At 61.3% G+C, this 14,107-nt stretch carries 15 protein-coding genes; 7 read left to right on the forward strand and 8 right to left on the reverse strand.

Annotated elements, in window-relative coordinates:
* Nucleotides 1-51: 51 nt before the first annotated feature.
* The 3 genes from BO74_RS12070 to BO74_RS12080 all read left to right on the forward strand — a co-directional run bounded on the left by BO74_RS12070 (nt 52) and on the right by BO74_RS12080 (nt 3,328).
* Nucleotides 52-507 carry a peroxiredoxin gene (locus tag BO74_RS12070; RefSeq protein WP_496442620.1) on the forward strand — a complete coding sequence of 152 codons (456 nt, stop codon included), beginning with the start codon at nt 52-54 and terminating at the stop codon, nt 505-507.
* A gap of 43 nt (nt 508-550) precedes the next feature.
* Entirely contained in the window at nt 551-1,984 is a 1,434-nt protein-coding gene (locus tag BO74_RS12075; RefSeq protein WP_496442621.1) for a PhoH family protein, read from the forward strand.
* 120 nt (nt 1,985-2,104) lie between these two features.
* Nucleotides 2,105-3,328 (forward strand): transglutaminase-like domain-containing protein, encoded by a 1,224-nt coding sequence (locus BO74_RS12080; protein WP_496442622.1) that lies wholly within the window; start codon nt 2,105-2,107, stop codon nt 3,326-3,328.
* A 1-nt stretch (nt 3,329) separates the two neighbouring features.
* Here the strand turns inward: BO74_RS12080 and dnaB are convergent, their stop codons facing one another.
* The 6 genes from dnaB to BO74_RS12110 all read right to left on the reverse strand — a co-directional run bounded on the left by dnaB (nt 3,330) and on the right by BO74_RS12110 (nt 7,595).
* Nucleotides 3,330-4,736, reverse strand: coding sequence for a replicative DNA helicase (gene dnaB, locus BO74_RS12085; protein ID WP_496442623.1), 1,407 nt, complete (start codon nt 4,734-4,736; stop codon nt 3,330-3,332).
* Between the two features lie 134 nt (nt 4,737-4,870).
* On the reverse strand, nt 4,871-5,320 hold the full coding sequence (gene rplI, locus BO74_RS12090) for a 50S ribosomal protein L9 (RefSeq protein ID WP_496442624.1): 450 nt from the start codon (nt 5,318-5,320) through the stop codon (nt 4,871-4,873).
* Nucleotides 5,321-5,335: 15 nt separating this feature from the next.
* On the reverse strand, nt 5,336-5,611 hold the full coding sequence (gene rpsR / locus BO74_RS12095; protein ID WP_305073228.1) for a 30S ribosomal protein S18: 276 nt from the start codon (nt 5,609-5,611) through the stop codon (nt 5,336-5,338).
* Nucleotides 5,604-5,930, reverse strand: coding sequence for a primosomal replication protein N (priB, locus tag BO74_RS12100; RefSeq protein WP_496442644.1), 327 nt, complete (start codon nt 5,928-5,930; stop codon nt 5,604-5,606). The genes rpsR and priB overlap by 8 nt, the downstream gene beginning before the upstream one ends.
* The gene (gene rpsF, locus BO74_RS12105; RefSeq protein WP_496442625.1) at nt 5,927-6,319 is read right to left on the reverse strand and encodes a 30S ribosomal protein S6; all 393 of its coding nucleotides are present in this window, start codon (nt 6,317-6,319) and stop codon (nt 5,927-5,929) included. Before rpsF ends, priB begins: the two co-directional genes overlap by 4 nt.
* 85 nt (nt 6,320-6,404) lie before the next feature.
* Nucleotides 6,405-7,595, reverse strand: a complete 1,191-nt coding sequence (locus BO74_RS12110; RefSeq protein WP_496442626.1) for a diguanylate cyclase — start codon at nt 7,593-7,595, stop codon at nt 6,405-6,407.
* A 253-nt stretch (nt 7,596-7,848) separates the two neighbouring features.
* On the opposite strand from BO74_RS12110, the gene BO74_RS12115 reads away from it, so the two are divergent.
* Nucleotides 7,849-8,358 (forward strand): C40 family peptidase, encoded by a 510-nt coding sequence (locus BO74_RS12115; protein ID WP_496442645.1) that lies wholly within the window; start codon nt 7,849-7,851, stop codon nt 8,356-8,358.
* Nucleotides 8,359-8,505: 147 nt separating this feature from the next.
* Nucleotides 8,506-9,531, forward strand: a complete 1,026-nt coding sequence (locus BO74_RS12120) for a Fe(3+) ABC transporter substrate-binding protein (RefSeq protein ID WP_496442627.1) — start codon at nt 8,506-8,508, stop codon at nt 9,529-9,531.
* A 46-nt stretch (nt 9,532-9,577) separates the two neighbouring features.
* Here the strand turns inward: BO74_RS12120 and BO74_RS12125 are convergent, their stop codons facing one another.
* Both BO74_RS12125 and BO74_RS12130 read right to left on the reverse strand, forming a co-directional pair.
* Nucleotides 9,578-11,221: an ABC transporter permease gene (locus BO74_RS12125; protein ID WP_496442628.1), complete on the reverse strand. Its 1,644-nt coding sequence runs from the start codon at nt 11,219-11,221 to the stop codon at nt 9,578-9,580.
* Between the two features lie 15 nt (nt 11,222-11,236).
* Nucleotides 11,237-12,181 (reverse strand): sugar kinase, encoded by a 945-nt coding sequence (locus tag BO74_RS12130; RefSeq protein ID WP_496442629.1) that lies wholly within the window; start codon nt 12,179-12,181, stop codon nt 11,237-11,239.
* Between the two features lie 139 nt (nt 12,182-12,320).
* Here BO74_RS12130 and BO74_RS12135 point away from each other — a divergent pair, with 139 nt between their 5' ends.
* Together BO74_RS12135 and aat are read left to right on the forward strand one after the other, a co-directional pair.
* Nucleotides 12,321-13,400 carry an ABC transporter ATP-binding protein gene (locus BO74_RS12135; protein ID WP_496442630.1) on the forward strand — a complete coding sequence of 360 codons (1,080 nt, stop codon included), beginning with the start codon at nt 12,321-12,323 and terminating at the stop codon, nt 13,398-13,400.
* Nucleotides 13,397-14,104 (forward strand): leucyl/phenylalanyl-tRNA--protein transferase, encoded by a 708-nt coding sequence (gene aat, locus BO74_RS12140; protein ID WP_496442631.1) that lies wholly within the window; start codon nt 13,397-13,399, stop codon nt 14,102-14,104. The genes BO74_RS12135 and aat overlap by 4 nt, the downstream gene beginning before the upstream one ends.
* Nucleotides 14,105-14,107: the final 3 nt, after the last annotated feature.

Below are 14,107 nucleotides of genomic sequence, written 5' to 3' on the forward strand. Positions count from 1 at the left end.
AGACCATCGGGCTGAATTCACGATTTTTCCACCCCGAAAGGTCGCCAGCCAATGATCGACAACATTGTTCCAGACTTTGAAATCCCGGCCACCGGCAACACCGCCTTCCGATTGACAGAGCACCGCGGCAAGATCGTCGTCCTGTACTTCTATCCCAAGGACAGCACCCCAGGGTGCACGACCGAGGCACAGCAATTCCGTGACCTCCACGGGAGTTTCTCAAAGGCGGACTGCGTCATCGCCGGTGTCTCGCGTGACAGCCTGCGCTCGCACGAGAACTTCAAAGCCAAACAGGAACTGCCTTTCGCCCTGCTCTCCGACAGCGACGAGGCACTCTGCACGCAGTTCGGCGTAATCAAGGACAAAAAGCTCTACGGGAAACCGGTGCGCGGAATCGAGCGCAGCACCTTCGTCATTGACCGTCAAGGTATCCTTCGTCATGAATGGCGAAGCGTCAAGGCCGAAGGCCACGCCCAGGAGGTTCTGGACTTCGTCAGAACCCTCTGAACGCCCGGAACACAACGGCACCATCTACGGAGAACCACAGCTCATGGCCCCCAAACCAATCGCTAAAGCCAAGACCAGGAAACCCCCTGCCCGGCAAACCAAGCTCTTCGTACTCGACACCAACGTGCTGCTGCACGATCCGACATCGGTCTATCGCTTCGAGGAACACGACGTGTTCCTGCCGATGAAAACGCTGGAAGAACTCGACAACAACAAGAAAGGCCTCTCCGACGTCTCGCGCAACGCGCGTCAGGTAACCCGCACCCTGGACGAAATCGTCAGCAGCCAGGAAGACGGCATCCAGAACGGCATCCCGCTGGCCGAACTGTCGCACAAACTGGCCAGCGGCCGCCTGCTCCTGCAGACCGAGGCCATCGCCAACGAATTGCCCGCCGGCCTGCCGACCGCCAAGTCGGACAATCAGATCCTCGCCGTCGTCATCCACCTGCAACGCCTGAACCCGACGCGCAACGTCATCCTGGTTTCGAAGGACATCAACATGCGCATCAAAGCCCGGGCGCTCGGGCTGGAAGCGCAGGACTACTTCAACGACCGGGTCCTGGAGGATATCGACCTCCTCTACAGCGGCATCCGCGAGCTGCCGCAGGACTTCTGGGACAAGCACGGCCAGGGCATGGAATCCTGGAAACAGGAAAGCCGCACGCTGTACCGCGTCAAAGGCCCTTTGTGCCCGAAACTGGTGGTCAACGAATTCCTTTTCCAGGAGACTCCCCAACCGTTCTACGCCATCGTCCGCGAAACTGCCGGAAAAACCGCCCATTTCGAGACGCTGACCGACTACACCCACCCGAAAAACAGCGTCTGGGGCATCACGGCACGCAACCGCGAGCAGAATTTCGCGCTCAACCTGCTGATGGACCCGGAAATCGATTTCGTCAGTCTGCTCGGCCAGGCCGGCACCGGCAAGACGCTGCTGACGCTGGCCGCAGGACTGACCCAGGTACTCGACAGCAAGCGCTACTCCGAAATCATCATGACCCGTGTCACCGTTCCGGTTGGCGAGGACATCGGCTTCCTTCCCGGATCGGAAGAGGAAAAAATGGGGCCGTGGATGGGCGCCCTTGAGGACAATCTGGAAGTGCTCAACAAATCCGACGGCCACTACGGCGGCGAATGGGGCCGGGCAGCCACGCAGGACCTGATCCGTAACCGGATCAAGATCAAGTCGCTCAACTTCATGCGCGGACGCACGTTCCTGAACAAGTATCTGATCATCGACGAAGCGCAGAACCTCACGCCGAAGCAGATGAAAACCCTGATCACGCGCGCCGGCCCCGGCACAAAAGTGGTCTGCATGGGCAATATTGCGCAGATCGACACCCCCTACCTGACCGAGGGCAGTTCCGGCCTGACCTACGTGGTAGACCGCCTTAAGGGGTGGCCGCACTCCGGCCACGTCACCCTGCAGCGAGGCGAGCGTTCCCGCCTCGCCGATCACGCCGCCGAAGTGCTATAGTCCGGACCGTCATCGAGCCGTGCCGTCGGGAATTCCCGATCACGGCTCGTTCGTTTCTGGCGCCCGCACCCTCTGCGCACCTTGGCGCATTTCGGATCCTGCCCCCTCCCGGAGAATCGATTGAAACGACGTGATTTCATTGCCGCCTCCGCCGTTCTGGCCATACTGAACGGGACGCAGGCACATGCAGTCAACAAGCAGCCTGTCAAGAAGCCCGCCGCGAAACCGGTGGCGAAGAAAAAGCCGACGAAACGACCAACGAAACAGTCGGCAAAAGCCGCGGCGGCGGCCCAAGCGGCCGAATCCGAGGAAATGCCGCTGACGGAACCGCCACCACGCAACGCCATCAGCCTCTCCGAGGAACCTCTGCCGCAATGGCGCAACTACGACATCCACTCAACCATTACGCTGGCTAGCTATCAGGGCCGCGCCAGAGTGTGGCTACCGCTGGTTCAATACCGCGACACACCTTGGGAGCGTTCCCTCGGCCACCAGTGGCTGGGAAACTTCGAAACCGCTGGCATTTATCGCGATCCGGTCGCAGACATGGAGGTGTTCTACGCCGACTGGCCGGAGGGCGTCGCAGAACCGAAACTGGAACTCGTCAGCCAGATCGCCACGCAGGACCGCCACTTCGACATCACCCGTCGCGGGGCGACCGCCGAAAGAACGGAAATCCTGCGTCGCTGCCTGCGGGCTACGGAACTCGTTCCCAACGACGGCATCGTGCGGCGCACCGCCGAACGCGCGATCGGGCGCGTCAAGGACCCGCTCGCGCAGGGCAAGGCGATTTATGACTGGGTCGTCGAAAACACCACGTACGATCCCCTGATGAAGCAGGTCAGCCACACGAACATCGGCAGTCTGCTCGAAAACGGCCATTTTTCTGGACGCAGCACGGAAATCTCGCTGCTCTTCGTCGGCCTGTGCCGATCCGTCGGCATCCCGGCCCGCCCGGCCTTCGGGCTTCGCATGGATACGTCCCGGCTGTTCTCCAGCCTGGGGGTGACAGGAGACCTGAACGACGCCCAGCATTGCCGTGCGGAATTTTATTCACCCGGTTACGGCTGGATCCCGGTCAACCCGTCCGATGTCCGAAAGGCCATCCAGAGCGAGGGGCTGAGCAGCTTCGACCCGAAATTCAATGTATTCAAGAAGCTATTGTTCGGTTTCTGGGAAATGAACTGGGCCAGTTTCAATGCTGCACAAGACGTCACTCTCCGCGGATCGTCCGGCAGCACCCTACCGTTCCTGGTCCTCCCCGTACTCGAAACCGGCGAAGGCCGGTTCGACACCCCGGCCTCGGAACGCTTCAGCTACAGTGTTACCGCCCAGCGGGTATGAATCAGTACCCGCCTTGCGCGGCAAAATTCTCGAACCGGGTGTATTCGCCGAGGAAGGTCAGGCGCACGGTGCCGATCGGCCCATTCCGCTGCTTGCCGATGATAATCTCCGCCGATCCCTTGTCCGGCGTATCCGGGTTATAGACCTCGTCGCGGTAGATGAACATGATCACGTCGGCGTCCTGCTCGATGGCACCGGATTCGCGCAGATCGGACATGACCGGCCGCTTGTTCGGACGCTGCTCGAGCGAGCGGTTCAACTGCGACAGCGCGATGACGGGAACACTCAGTTCCTTGGCCAGTCCCTTCAGCGACCGGGAAATTTCCGAAATCTCGGTCGCCCGGTTCTCACCGCCCCCATGGGCCGACGACATCAGCTGCAGGTAGTCGATGATGATCAGTCCCAACTTGCCGCACTGCCGGTGCAATCGCCGCGCGCGCGCGCGCAGGTCGATCGGATTGAGCGCCGGCGTCTCGTCGATGTAGAGCGGCGCCTCGTGCATCTTGCCGAGGGCGAAGGACAGGCGCGACCATTCGTCGTCGTTGAGCCGCCCGGTACGCACCCGATGCGCATCAAGCCGCCCCACCGAGGACAGCATCCGCATCGCCAGTTGCGCACCACCCATTTCCATCGAGAACACTGCCACGGGAAGCCCGACCTCGATCGCCACGTGCTCGCCCATGTTCAGGGCAAATGAGGTCTTTCCCATCGACGGACGACCCGCGACGATCAGCAGATCGCCCGGCTGCAGGCCGGACGTGCGCGCATCGAGATCATGATAGCCGGTCGGTACGCCGGTAATCTCCGACGGGTTGTCACGGTCGTGCAACTCCTGGATGCGCTCAACCACCTGCGTCAGCAACGGGTTGATGTGCTGGAATCCGCTCTGGTGACGGAAGCCCGACTCGGCAATGGCAAAGACCTTGGCTTCCGCCTCGTCGAGCAGTTGCTTCGGATCGCGGCCGAGAGGGTTGAAGGCGCTGCCGGCGATCTCGTCGCCAGCGGTCACCAACTGGCGCAGGATCGCCCGTTCACGCACAATCTCCGCATAGCGCCGGATGTTCGACGCCGACGGCGTGTTGACGGCCAACTCCCCGAGGTAGGCCAGTCCGCCGGTTTCATTGCCCTCGCCTGCGAGATCGAGGCTTTCGGCGACCGTCACCGCGTCGGCGGGTTTGGCTCGCTCAAGCAGCTTGCTGATGTGCCGATAGATCCGCTTGTGCTCGTCGCGATAGAAGTCGCCTTCGCTGATGATGTCGGCGATCTTGTCGAACGCCGCGTTATCCAGAAGAAGACCACCCAGCACCGACTGCTCCGCCTCGATCGAATGCGGCGGCACGCGCAAATGGGCCAACGCCGGATCGACGGCAGGTTTCTCCTGGTTACCTCGGGTATACGACTTGGCCATGGAAATGACTCGAAAAAGCGGAAACGCAAGAGCGCGAGTTTACCTTGCGCCAGCCCCTGCAGGAATAAAAAAGCCTTGCTTGCGCAAGGCTTTTCCTGATTCATCGGGCGGCACCGCCGCCCAGGGTGTTGCGCTTACTGCTCGCCGACCACAGTGACGGTGATGTTCGCCAGAACGTCGGTGTGCAGCGCGACTTCCAGCGTCGAATCGCCGATCGCCTTGATCGGTCCGTTCGGCATGCGGATATCGGATTTCTCGACCGTAAAACCAAGCGCGGCGAGACCATCGGCAACATCGTAGTTGGTCACGGAGCCGAACAGACGGCCATCGACGCCGGCCTTGCGGGCGATGGTGACAACCACACCTTCCAGCTTGGTGGCGAACACCTGCGCCTCGGCCAGCTTCTCGGCAGCGGCCTTTTCCAGCTCGGCGCGCTTGGCTTCGAATTCCTTCAGCGCCGCCGGCGTGGCGCGCTTGGCCTTGCCATAGGGGATCAGGAAATTGCGGGCATAGCCGTCCTTGACCTTGACGAGATCGCCAAGGTTGCCGAGATTGACGACCTTTTCCATCAGAATAATTTGCATCGTCTTATCCTCGAATTATTGGTGGTTGTCGGTGTAGGGCAGCAGAGCCAGGAAGCGCGCGCGCTTGATGGCCACCGACAGCATGCGCTGATAGCCCGCCTTGGTCCCGGTCAGACGCGCCGGCATGATCTTGGCGTTTTCAGCGATATATTCCTTGAAGAGATCGACGTCCTTGTAGTCGATCATCTCCATCTTTTCTGCGGTGAAGCGGCAGAACTTGCGACGCTTGAACAGGCCGCTGCCACGCTTCTTGACGTTCTTGTCATCCTTTTTCTTGAAAAACCTAGCCATTTTGATTTCCTTCTTCAAATTCAATCGTGGTCACATGCAGACGCGGTTGCTTGCTGTTTTTGCTCCGGGCCGCCAAAAATCCGACAAGACGGACCGACATCCCCGGTGCAACATCCTGAATCCATCTCGCCGTGTCGCCCAACGCAATAGCCGGGACTTCACATTCGACACGCCGCAGACTTCCTGCCTCGATCTGTTCCGACTGGTGTCCGATCACACATTCGATGACCGGCACGCCAGCAGGGGTATAACGTAACGCCTTGCGCTCGATCAACACCCCGGAAAGTTCGACGCGATTCAGGACAGCCCCGACAATCAGCTCGCCTGTTCCGCTTCCGGCGCTGCCGCAGCAGGCGCTTCCTCACGCGGCTCCATCATCGACTTCGACTTCTCTTCCTTCATCATCGGGGAAGGCGTCGTGATGGCTTTCTTCATCTTGATGGTCAGATGGCGCAACACGGCATCGTTGAACTTGAAGCCATGCTCAAGCTCGGCCAGGACCTCGCCATTGCACTCGATGTTCATGAGTACGTAATGGGCCTTATGCAGCTTCTGGATCGGATAGGCCAGCTGGCGGCGGCCCCAGTCTTCAAGGCGATGGATTTGACCACCCTGGGCGGTGATAATCGACTTGTAGCGATCGATCATCGCCGGGACCTGCTCGCTCTGGTCCGGGTGGACGATAAAGACAATCTCGTAATGGCGCATGAACACTCCTTTTGGCAAAAGCCCCCCGCCATGCGAACGGTGGGGCAAGGTGGAAAAGGCGGCGATTCTACAAGAAAACCGTTTGTCAATCAATGCGTTTCGGAGTGTCCTCAAACGCCTTCAAAGGAGATGCCCCGGAGTCCGAAAGCCCGGTTGCTGATGGGGATTCCAGGCGACGGCGGAGGTCATCCACAGGCAAGCCGAGCGCGAGATCCTGCTCGATCAGTGCCAGCAACGGTAACAACTGCCGGGCGAGTTCCGCCAGATGAGGCCTTAGGACGCTGTCCTCTCCTGCGCGCAGCAACGCCACAGCCCGATCAAGAGAGGGCACCGAACCGCCCGCCGGAGCCTGTTGTGGCGCGCTGCAGGCGATCACCTGGTTCCCTCCCGCCTGCTGCGCGGCCTTCAGGCGGGCACCGGCGAGCTCGATCAACCCACCTGCTGAACTGACGGCATCAACCGGGCTGTTGGCGATACCGACACTAACGGACAGCCTGAGCCGCTGCCCATGCACGGAAATATTGGCGCCCCGGATTGCCTCGCGCAGGCGGTTGCCAAAAGATTCGCAAGCGGCGGACGAGGTTCCCGGCGAAATCACTACCAACTGGCTGCCGATGTAATGCCCAAGGCTGTCTTCCTTGCGGATTTTCCCGGACAGCATCGATATGAAGCGCCGCTGCAACTGCTTCAACGCATCGACTCCATGCTCTTCACGCAGCGCCCCAACGTTGTCGAAGCCCATCACGATGGCACTGACCTCACTGTGGTGGCGCATGGCGTGGGACATTGCCTGAACCGCCTGCAGCTCGATGTACTTGCGGGTAAAAATGCCGGTTTCCGGATTCTGGACATTCTGTTCCAGATTTTCCTTGAGCTGATTACGTGCCTGTGCCAGCTTGAGCAACGAATCGATGCGCGCCAGCAACTCCGCCGAACCGGTATCGCGGTTGATGAAGTCAGAGGCCCCATGCGCCTTGGCCCGTTCGACCGCAACGTTGTCGTCGCCGGAAATCATCAACATCGGCATCTGGCACAGCCTGGACAGGCGTGAAGAGCGCACGCGCACCAGCAATCCGTCGCCGTCAAGCACCGGCAGCGAGAGCGAACAGATGACCAACTCAATGGAATGATCGAGCACCAGAACCTGCCAGGCCGCCTCGCCGTCCGCCTCTTCACGAAAATCGTACTGATCGCGGATGTGCCGGATGAGCATCGCGCGCACCATGCGCGATTCATCGACGATCAGGATGCGCGGCGGTTGATTTCGACTGTCCATCTCAACTCTGCTGGTTCGTTTGACTACAGCTTAGGCACCATTGACGCGAACATCCACCCAGCCGTTCGATCAGCTCGGGCGCGCCCTCTGGCAAGTCCAGAGGACACCATGATAACCATAAACCCCCCTCACAGCACCCCCGCCCATCAGGACGAAAAAGGTCGAATAGAAACAGTATGTTGTGTACATAATTAGCAACGACATCGACAAAAAGCGTTTACAACTCCGTGGTTTTCTTTTAGATTTCCGCCCCATGTTTTGTCACAAATCCATCACAATTTTTCTTTTCGCGACTGTCGCTGCTCTGTGCACCCCGGGCATTGGCTCGGCCGCCGAACAAACAGGCTTTGCGGAAGAAACTTCGTTTTTCGAGCGCTATACAAATAGCGCACAGGATCTGGTCCTGAAAGGTCTGGAACTCGTCGGCATCAACTATCGGCGCGGCGGAACCGATCCGGAGAAGGGGCTCGACTGCAGCGGCTTTGTTCAGGTCGTCTTCCGTGACGCAGTTGGCAAGCTTCTGCCCCGAACCGCCAAGGAGCAGAGTCAGGTCGGTGATGTAGTAGACAAGAAAGAGCTGAAGCCGGGCGATCTGGTTTTTTTCAATACCATGCGCCGGGCCTTTTCGCACGTCGGAATCTATCTGGGCGATAACCGCTTCATGCACGCGCCGCGGACGGGTGCGGAAGTTCGCGTGGAAGACATGAGCCAGAGTTACTGGGTCAAGCGCTACAACGGCGCGAGGCGGATTCTGGAACACTGAATCTGTCTTTTCAGACAAAGAAGGACGCTAACGCGTCCTTTTTTACGATCCGTCCATGATAAAGACTATCATTTACACAGCGCAAAAAAATAGATAACATGGGATTGACAACCAATATCACTCGCAACATAAAAGGAGTCAATTCCGATGAAACACCAGCACGCCACCCCACTCCTCATCGCTCTCGCCATATCGGGAGTAGCGGCGACGGCTTATGCCGAAGAAAAGGTACTCAACCTGTACAGCGCTCGGCACTATCAGACCGATGAGAAACTCTACGGCGAGTTCACCAAGAAGACAGGTATCCGCATCAACCGTATCGAAGGGAAAGAAGAGGAACTCCTCGAACGCCTGCGCAGCGAGGGTGCCAACAGCCCGGCCGATATCTTCATCACTGTTGACGCTGCGCGCCTGTCAGCCGCTCACGAACTGGGATTGTTCGCCCCGGTCCGGTCCCCGGTTCTGGAATCGCGCATTCCCGCTCACCTGCGCACAGAAGACTGGATCTCCTTTTCCACTCGGGCACGCGTCATTGTCTATGCCAAGGACACTCTGAAGGCAAACGACGTGGCGAATTACGCAGACCTTGCCGATCCGAAACTGAAAGACAAGGTCTGCACGCGCTCGGGATCGCACCCGTACAACCTGTCGCTGATGGCTTCGATCATCGCCCATCAGGGCGAACAGAAGGCGGAGGCCTGGGCGCGCGGCGTAGTGGCAAACTTTGCGCGCTCGCCGAAAGGCGGCGACACGGACCAGATCAAGGCCGTCGCGGCTGGCGAATGCGCCGTCGCGATTTCCAACTCCTATTACGTGGCCCGCCTGATGCGTTCAGACAAGGCGGACGACAAGAAAATCGTCGACAAGATCGGCATCGTCTGGCCCGATCAGAAGGCGAACGGTACGCACATCAACGTTTCCGGCGCGGGAATGCTGAAGCATGCGCCGCACAAGGAAACGGCGGTGAAATTCCTCGAATACCTCGCCAGCGACGATGCCCAGCGCTACTTTGCCGACGGCAACAACGAATGGCCGGCCGTGCCGTCGGTCAAGGTCGCCAACCCGGCACTTGAGAAACTTGGTCCGTTCAAGGCAGACACGCTCCCGGTCGGCTCGCTCGGCATGTACCGCGCCAAGGCACAGATGATCTTCGACCGCGTCGGCTATCGCTGATCCGTTTCGGGCTTCGCAGCGCGGCCGGGACATTCCCGGCCGTTTTTTATCGTTTCCTGAGCGAAATCTGCCGCGACAACGCAATCAGCGGCAGCAAACCGACAGCGACGATCGCCAGAGAGGCAGTAGACGCCTCACCCAGACGTTCATCGGACGCCAGGGTATAGGCCTGCGTCGCCAGCGTGTCGAAGTTGAACGGCCGCATCACCAGGGTTGCCGGCAACTCCTTCATCACATCGACGAAAACCAGCAGCGCGGCGGTCAGCAGGCTGCCGCGCAACAGTGGCAGGTGAACGCGGCGCAGGATGCCGCTGGCGCCCTCGCCCAGGCTGCGCGCCGATTCGTCCATGCTCGGCGTGATCTTGGACAGGCTGGCATTGACCGATTGCAGGGCAACGGCAAGGAAGCGCACCAGATAGGCATAGACCAGCGCTGAAATGCCGCCGGTCAGAAGCAAGCCGGGGTTGCTGCCGAACCAGGACAACCACTGCGCCGCCAGCCAGTTGTCCAGCCGCGCGACCGGGATCAGCACACCGACGGCGATTACGGAGCCGGGAACGGCATAGCCCAGACCGACCAGCCGGTTAAGCGCCCGGGCTGCGCCGCCACGGGCCAGACGCTCTCCGTAGGCCAACAACAACGCCAGTGCCACCGCCAGAGCAGCCGTCACGCCGGCGAGAACGAAGCTGTTGCGCGCCAGGCGGAGGAACTGCACGCCGAACTGCGCGTCGCCCTCGACAAAGGCCAGGCGCAGCAGCAAGCCAGCGGGCAACAGGAAGCCGATCACCACCGGCAGCCCACACACGCCGCAAGCCAGCGCGGCTGATAGGCCGCGTAACCTCTGCCCCGGCATCGGGCGGTTACGCCCCGTCGTATTGTGGAAACGGGCGCGCCCACGCGAGGCTTGCTCGACGATCAGCAACAGCGCGACGACGCCGAGCAGCGAGGCCGCGAGCTGTGCGGCAGCGATGCGGTCACCGAGCGAGAACCAGGCGCGATAAATACCCGTGGTGAACGTCTGCACGCCGAAATACGACACGGCGCCATAGTCGGCGAGCGTCTCCATCAGCGCCAGCGCCGTTCCAACAGCCACCGCCGGCCGCGCCAAGGGCAGCGACACGCGGAAGAAACTGCGCCACGGTCCGACGCCCAGCGTGCGCGAGGCTTCCAGCATGCCGCTGGCGCGCTCGAGAAACGCTGTTCGTGCCGTCAGATAGACATACGGATAAAGCACGAAGATGAAAAGGACGACGGCGCCACCAAGGCTGCGCACGTCGGGAAACCAGTAATCGGCGCGCGTCCACCCGAACACCTCGCGCAGAAACGTCTGCACCGGCCCGACGAACTGGAAAAAGTCGGTATAGACGTACGCCAGCACGTATGACGGCATCGCCAGCGGCAACACCAGTGCCCATTCGAAAATCCGCTGACCAGGGAAACGATGCATCGCCGTCAGCCACGCCGTCGCCACACCGACGAGCGTCACCCCGCTACCGACGCCAAGGCACAGCCACAGCGTGTTGCCAATGTATTCCGGCAGCACCGTCGACGCCAGATGCTGCCAGACCTCCGCCGTCCCGCCGCTGAGCAGGTTCGTCAGCACGCTGGCTACCGGCATGCCGATCAGGGCCGCCACCACGACGGCCAGCATGAGGAGGACGTCGGTCAGGACCGGCTTGTTCGTCTGCATACGGCGAAACATCTTTCAGGCAAAGAAAAACACCGGCATGGCCTCGCGCGGAATGATCGCGCCGGCATGCTGGATCACGATCGAGGCGATCTTGTTGCCGGAGCGCGCCGCGATTTCGGGCGACTGGCCCAGCAGACGCGTGGCGAGATAGCCGCCCGCGAAGGAGTCGCCGGCGCCAGTGGTATCGACCACCTTATCCACGCGGAAGGTCGGCACGCTGGTCAGGTCCTGGCCGGGAATGCGCACCAAGGTCGGATCGGCGCCCCGCTTGATTACGACCTCGGCCGGCGGCAACGCGCAGGCATGGCCGATGGCAGTTTCATCGTCGGGCAATTCGTAGAGCGCCCGGTTATCCTCCAGGGTGATCATCGCCAGATCGCAGGAACCAAACGCCTTGTCGTACCACGCGCGCGCATCGTCCAGCCCCGCCGGCCACAGGCGCGCGCGAAAATTGTTGTCGAAGAACACCCGCCCACCGTTGGCGCGCAGACGGTCGACGCAGGCGAACAGGCGTTCGCGCCCGTGCCGGGAGAGCACCGCCAGGCTGATGCCGCTGAAGTACAAGGCATCGAGCGAATCGAGGCTGTCTTCGAGCGGACTGCTCGAGCCGTCGAAATAATGCCGCGCCGCGCTCGAATCGCGCCAGTAATAGAAGGTCCGCTCGCCGGTTTCATCCACCTGGATTGTGTACAACCCCGGCATCCGCCCCGCCTCGCGGATCACCAGGCGGGTATCGATATGATCCTGCGCCCAGGCCCGCAACATCGCGTCGCTGAAGGCGTCAGTGCCGAGCTCGGTGGCGTAGGCGACTTCGATCGGGCTGTCGGCGGCAAGCCGGGCCAGGTAGACTGCCGTATTGAGCGTATCGCCGCCGAAATACTGCTGCATCGTGCCGAAAAGCTGCCCGCGCAGCTCGATCATGCACTCGCCCAACAGGGCGATACGGGTCTTTCGTTCCATCCTTTTCTCCGAATGTTGTTGAGCGCAAACGGCCAAGAACACACCATCGCCCGCATGGTAAGGCATCGCCGGGACACGGCCAAACGCAGCGCGACCGTATAATCGACGCGATCAAACAAGACTTGCCTATCAGACCTCCATGGCCCACCTTGAACTCGACCGCATCGTCCAGCGTTACGGCACCCATACGGTCGTAAACGACGTCAGCTTCCGCATCGAGACCGGCAGTATCGCCTGCCTGCTCGGCCCGTCGGGTTGCGGCAAAACGACCTTGCTACGCTGCATCGCCGGCTTCGAGCCGGTCGTTGCGGGCGAGATCCGTCTCGAAGGCACCTCGGTCAGCCGTCCCGGCTTCAGCCTGGCACCCGAAAAGCGGCGCATCGGCATGGTGTTTCAGGATTACGCGCTGTTCCCGCATCTGACGATAGCCGGCAACGTCGGCTTCGGACTGGCGTCGCAACCGGCATCCGAACGTACCGCGCGCGTCACGGAATTGCTGGAAACGGTCAGGCTCGCCGAGCAGGCCGCAAAATACCCGCATGAGCTCTCCGGGGGCCAGCAACAGCGCGTGGCCCTGGCACGCGCCCTGGCGCCGAAGCCGGAATTGCTGCTGCTCGACGAACCGTTCTCCAACCTCGATGTCGAGTTGCGCGAGCGACTGTCGCTGGAAGTCCGCAGCATCCTGAAAAGCGAGGGCATGACGGCGATTCTGGTAACGCACGACCAGCACGAAGCCTTCGCCATGTGCGACGAGATCGGCCTGATGGCCGAGGGACGGATCCAGCAGTGGGACACGCCCTACAACCTGTATCACCGGCCGGCCAACCGGTTTGTCGCCGACTTCATCGGCCAGGGTGTCTTTCTCCCCGGCACCGTGCGCGACGACCGGCACGTCGACGTCGAGCTGGGCCGGCTGGCACAGCTGGAATGCCATCAGGGCTGCGTGGCCGTCGGCGCTGGAGCGCCGGTACAAGTACTGTTGCGACCGGACGACGTAATCCACGACGACAGCAGCCCGCTGCGCGCCGAAGTCGTCCATCGCGCCTTTCGCGGCGCCGAATTCCTGTACACCCTGCGCTTGCCGAGCGGTGCCGAGGTGATGACCCTGGTTCCCTCGCACCACAATCACGTCATTGGCGAGACGATCGGCATCCGCCTCGCGATCGACCATGTCATCGCCTTTCCCGGCGAGACGCAACGCATCGCCAACCGGTCATGATTCCCTGGCTCGAAAACGCCGAACGCTTTCCACCACTCGAACTGGCACTGCGCGAACCGAACGGTCTACTTTGCGCCGGCGGCGACCTGACGCCGCAGCGCCTCGTCATGGCCTACCTGAAAGGCATCTTTCCGTGGTACTCCCCGGGCGAACCGATCCTCTGGTGGAGCCCCGATCCGCGCATGGTGCTGTTCCCCGCCGAGTTCAAGCTCTCGCGCTCGTTGCGCAAGACCCTGCGCAAAGCCGATTACCGCGTTCGCCTGGACACCCATTTCAAGGCCGTCATCGAGGCGTGCGCCCGGACAAGCCGCAAGGACCAGGCCGGCACCTGGATCACGCCGGAGATCCAGGCGTCCTACGTCAAGCTGCATGAACTCGGTTACGCCCACTCGGTCGAAACATGGGTCGACGACCGCCTCGTCGGCGGCCTTTACGGCATTGCCATCGGCAAGATGTTCTACGGAGAATCAATGTTCGCCCACGCCACCGACGCCTCGAAGATCGCCTTCGCGCACCTCGTGCGCTTTCTCACGGATAACGGTTTCGGCCTGATCGACTGCCAGATGAATACCGCGCACCTGGCCTCGCTCGGTGCGCGGGAAATTCCGCGTGCCGAATTCGCAGACCACCTCCGCCGACTGACCGCGACCCCTCCGCTCTGCGGCCGCTGGCTGGCCGACGCCGCCGTACGCAGCTGGGACTGACCG

This window comes from Propionivibrio pelophilus DSM 12018 (genome assembly GCF_059569095.1).

What these genes read in the sequence shown, in the direction of transcription:
- rplI (WP_496442624.1), bottom strand. Translation starts at nt 5,320, where the DNA reads ATGCAAATTATTCTGATGGAAAAGGTCGTCAATCTCGGCAACCTTGGC.
- BO74_RS12115 (WP_496442645.1), top strand. Translation starts at nt 7,849, where the DNA reads ATGTTTTGTCACAAATCCATCACAATTTTTCTTTTCGCGACTGTCGCT.
- rpsR (WP_305073228.1), bottom strand. Translation starts at nt 5,611, where the DNA reads ATGGCTAGGTTTTTCAAGAAAAAGGATGACAAGAACGTCAAGAAGCGT.
- BO74_RS12125 (WP_496442628.1), bottom strand. Translation starts at nt 11,221, where the DNA reads ATGCAGACGAACAAGCCGGTCCTGACCGACGTCCTCCTCATGCTGGCC.
- aat (WP_496442631.1), top strand. Translation starts at nt 13,397, where the DNA reads ATGATTCCCTGGCTCGAAAACGCCGAACGCTTTCCACCACTCGAACTG.
- BO74_RS12075 (WP_496442621.1), top strand. Translation starts at nt 551, where the DNA reads ATGGCCCCCAAACCAATCGCTAAAGCCAAGACCAGGAAACCCCCTGCC.
- BO74_RS12135 (WP_496442630.1), top strand. Translation starts at nt 12,321, where the DNA reads ATGGCCCACCTTGAACTCGACCGCATCGTCCAGCGTTACGGCACCCAT.
- BO74_RS12070 (WP_496442620.1), top strand. Translation starts at nt 52, where the DNA reads ATGATCGACAACATTGTTCCAGACTTTGAAATCCCGGCCACCGGCAAC.
- BO74_RS12120 (WP_496442627.1), top strand. Translation starts at nt 8,506, where the DNA reads ATGAAACACCAGCACGCCACCCCACTCCTCATCGCTCTCGCCATATCG.
- BO74_RS12110 (WP_496442626.1), bottom strand. Translation starts at nt 7,595, where the DNA reads ATGGACAGTCGAAATCAACCGCCGCGCATCCTGATCGTCGATGAATCG.
- dnaB (WP_496442623.1), bottom strand. Translation starts at nt 4,736, where the DNA reads ATGGCCAAGTCGTATACCCGAGGTAACCAGGAGAAACCTGCCGTCGAT.
- rpsF (WP_496442625.1), bottom strand. Translation starts at nt 6,319, where the DNA reads ATGCGCCATTACGAGATTGTCTTTATCGTCCACCCGGACCAGAGCGAG.
- BO74_RS12130 (WP_496442629.1), bottom strand. Translation starts at nt 12,181, where the DNA reads ATGGAACGAAAGACCCGTATCGCCCTGTTGGGCGAGTGCATGATCGAG.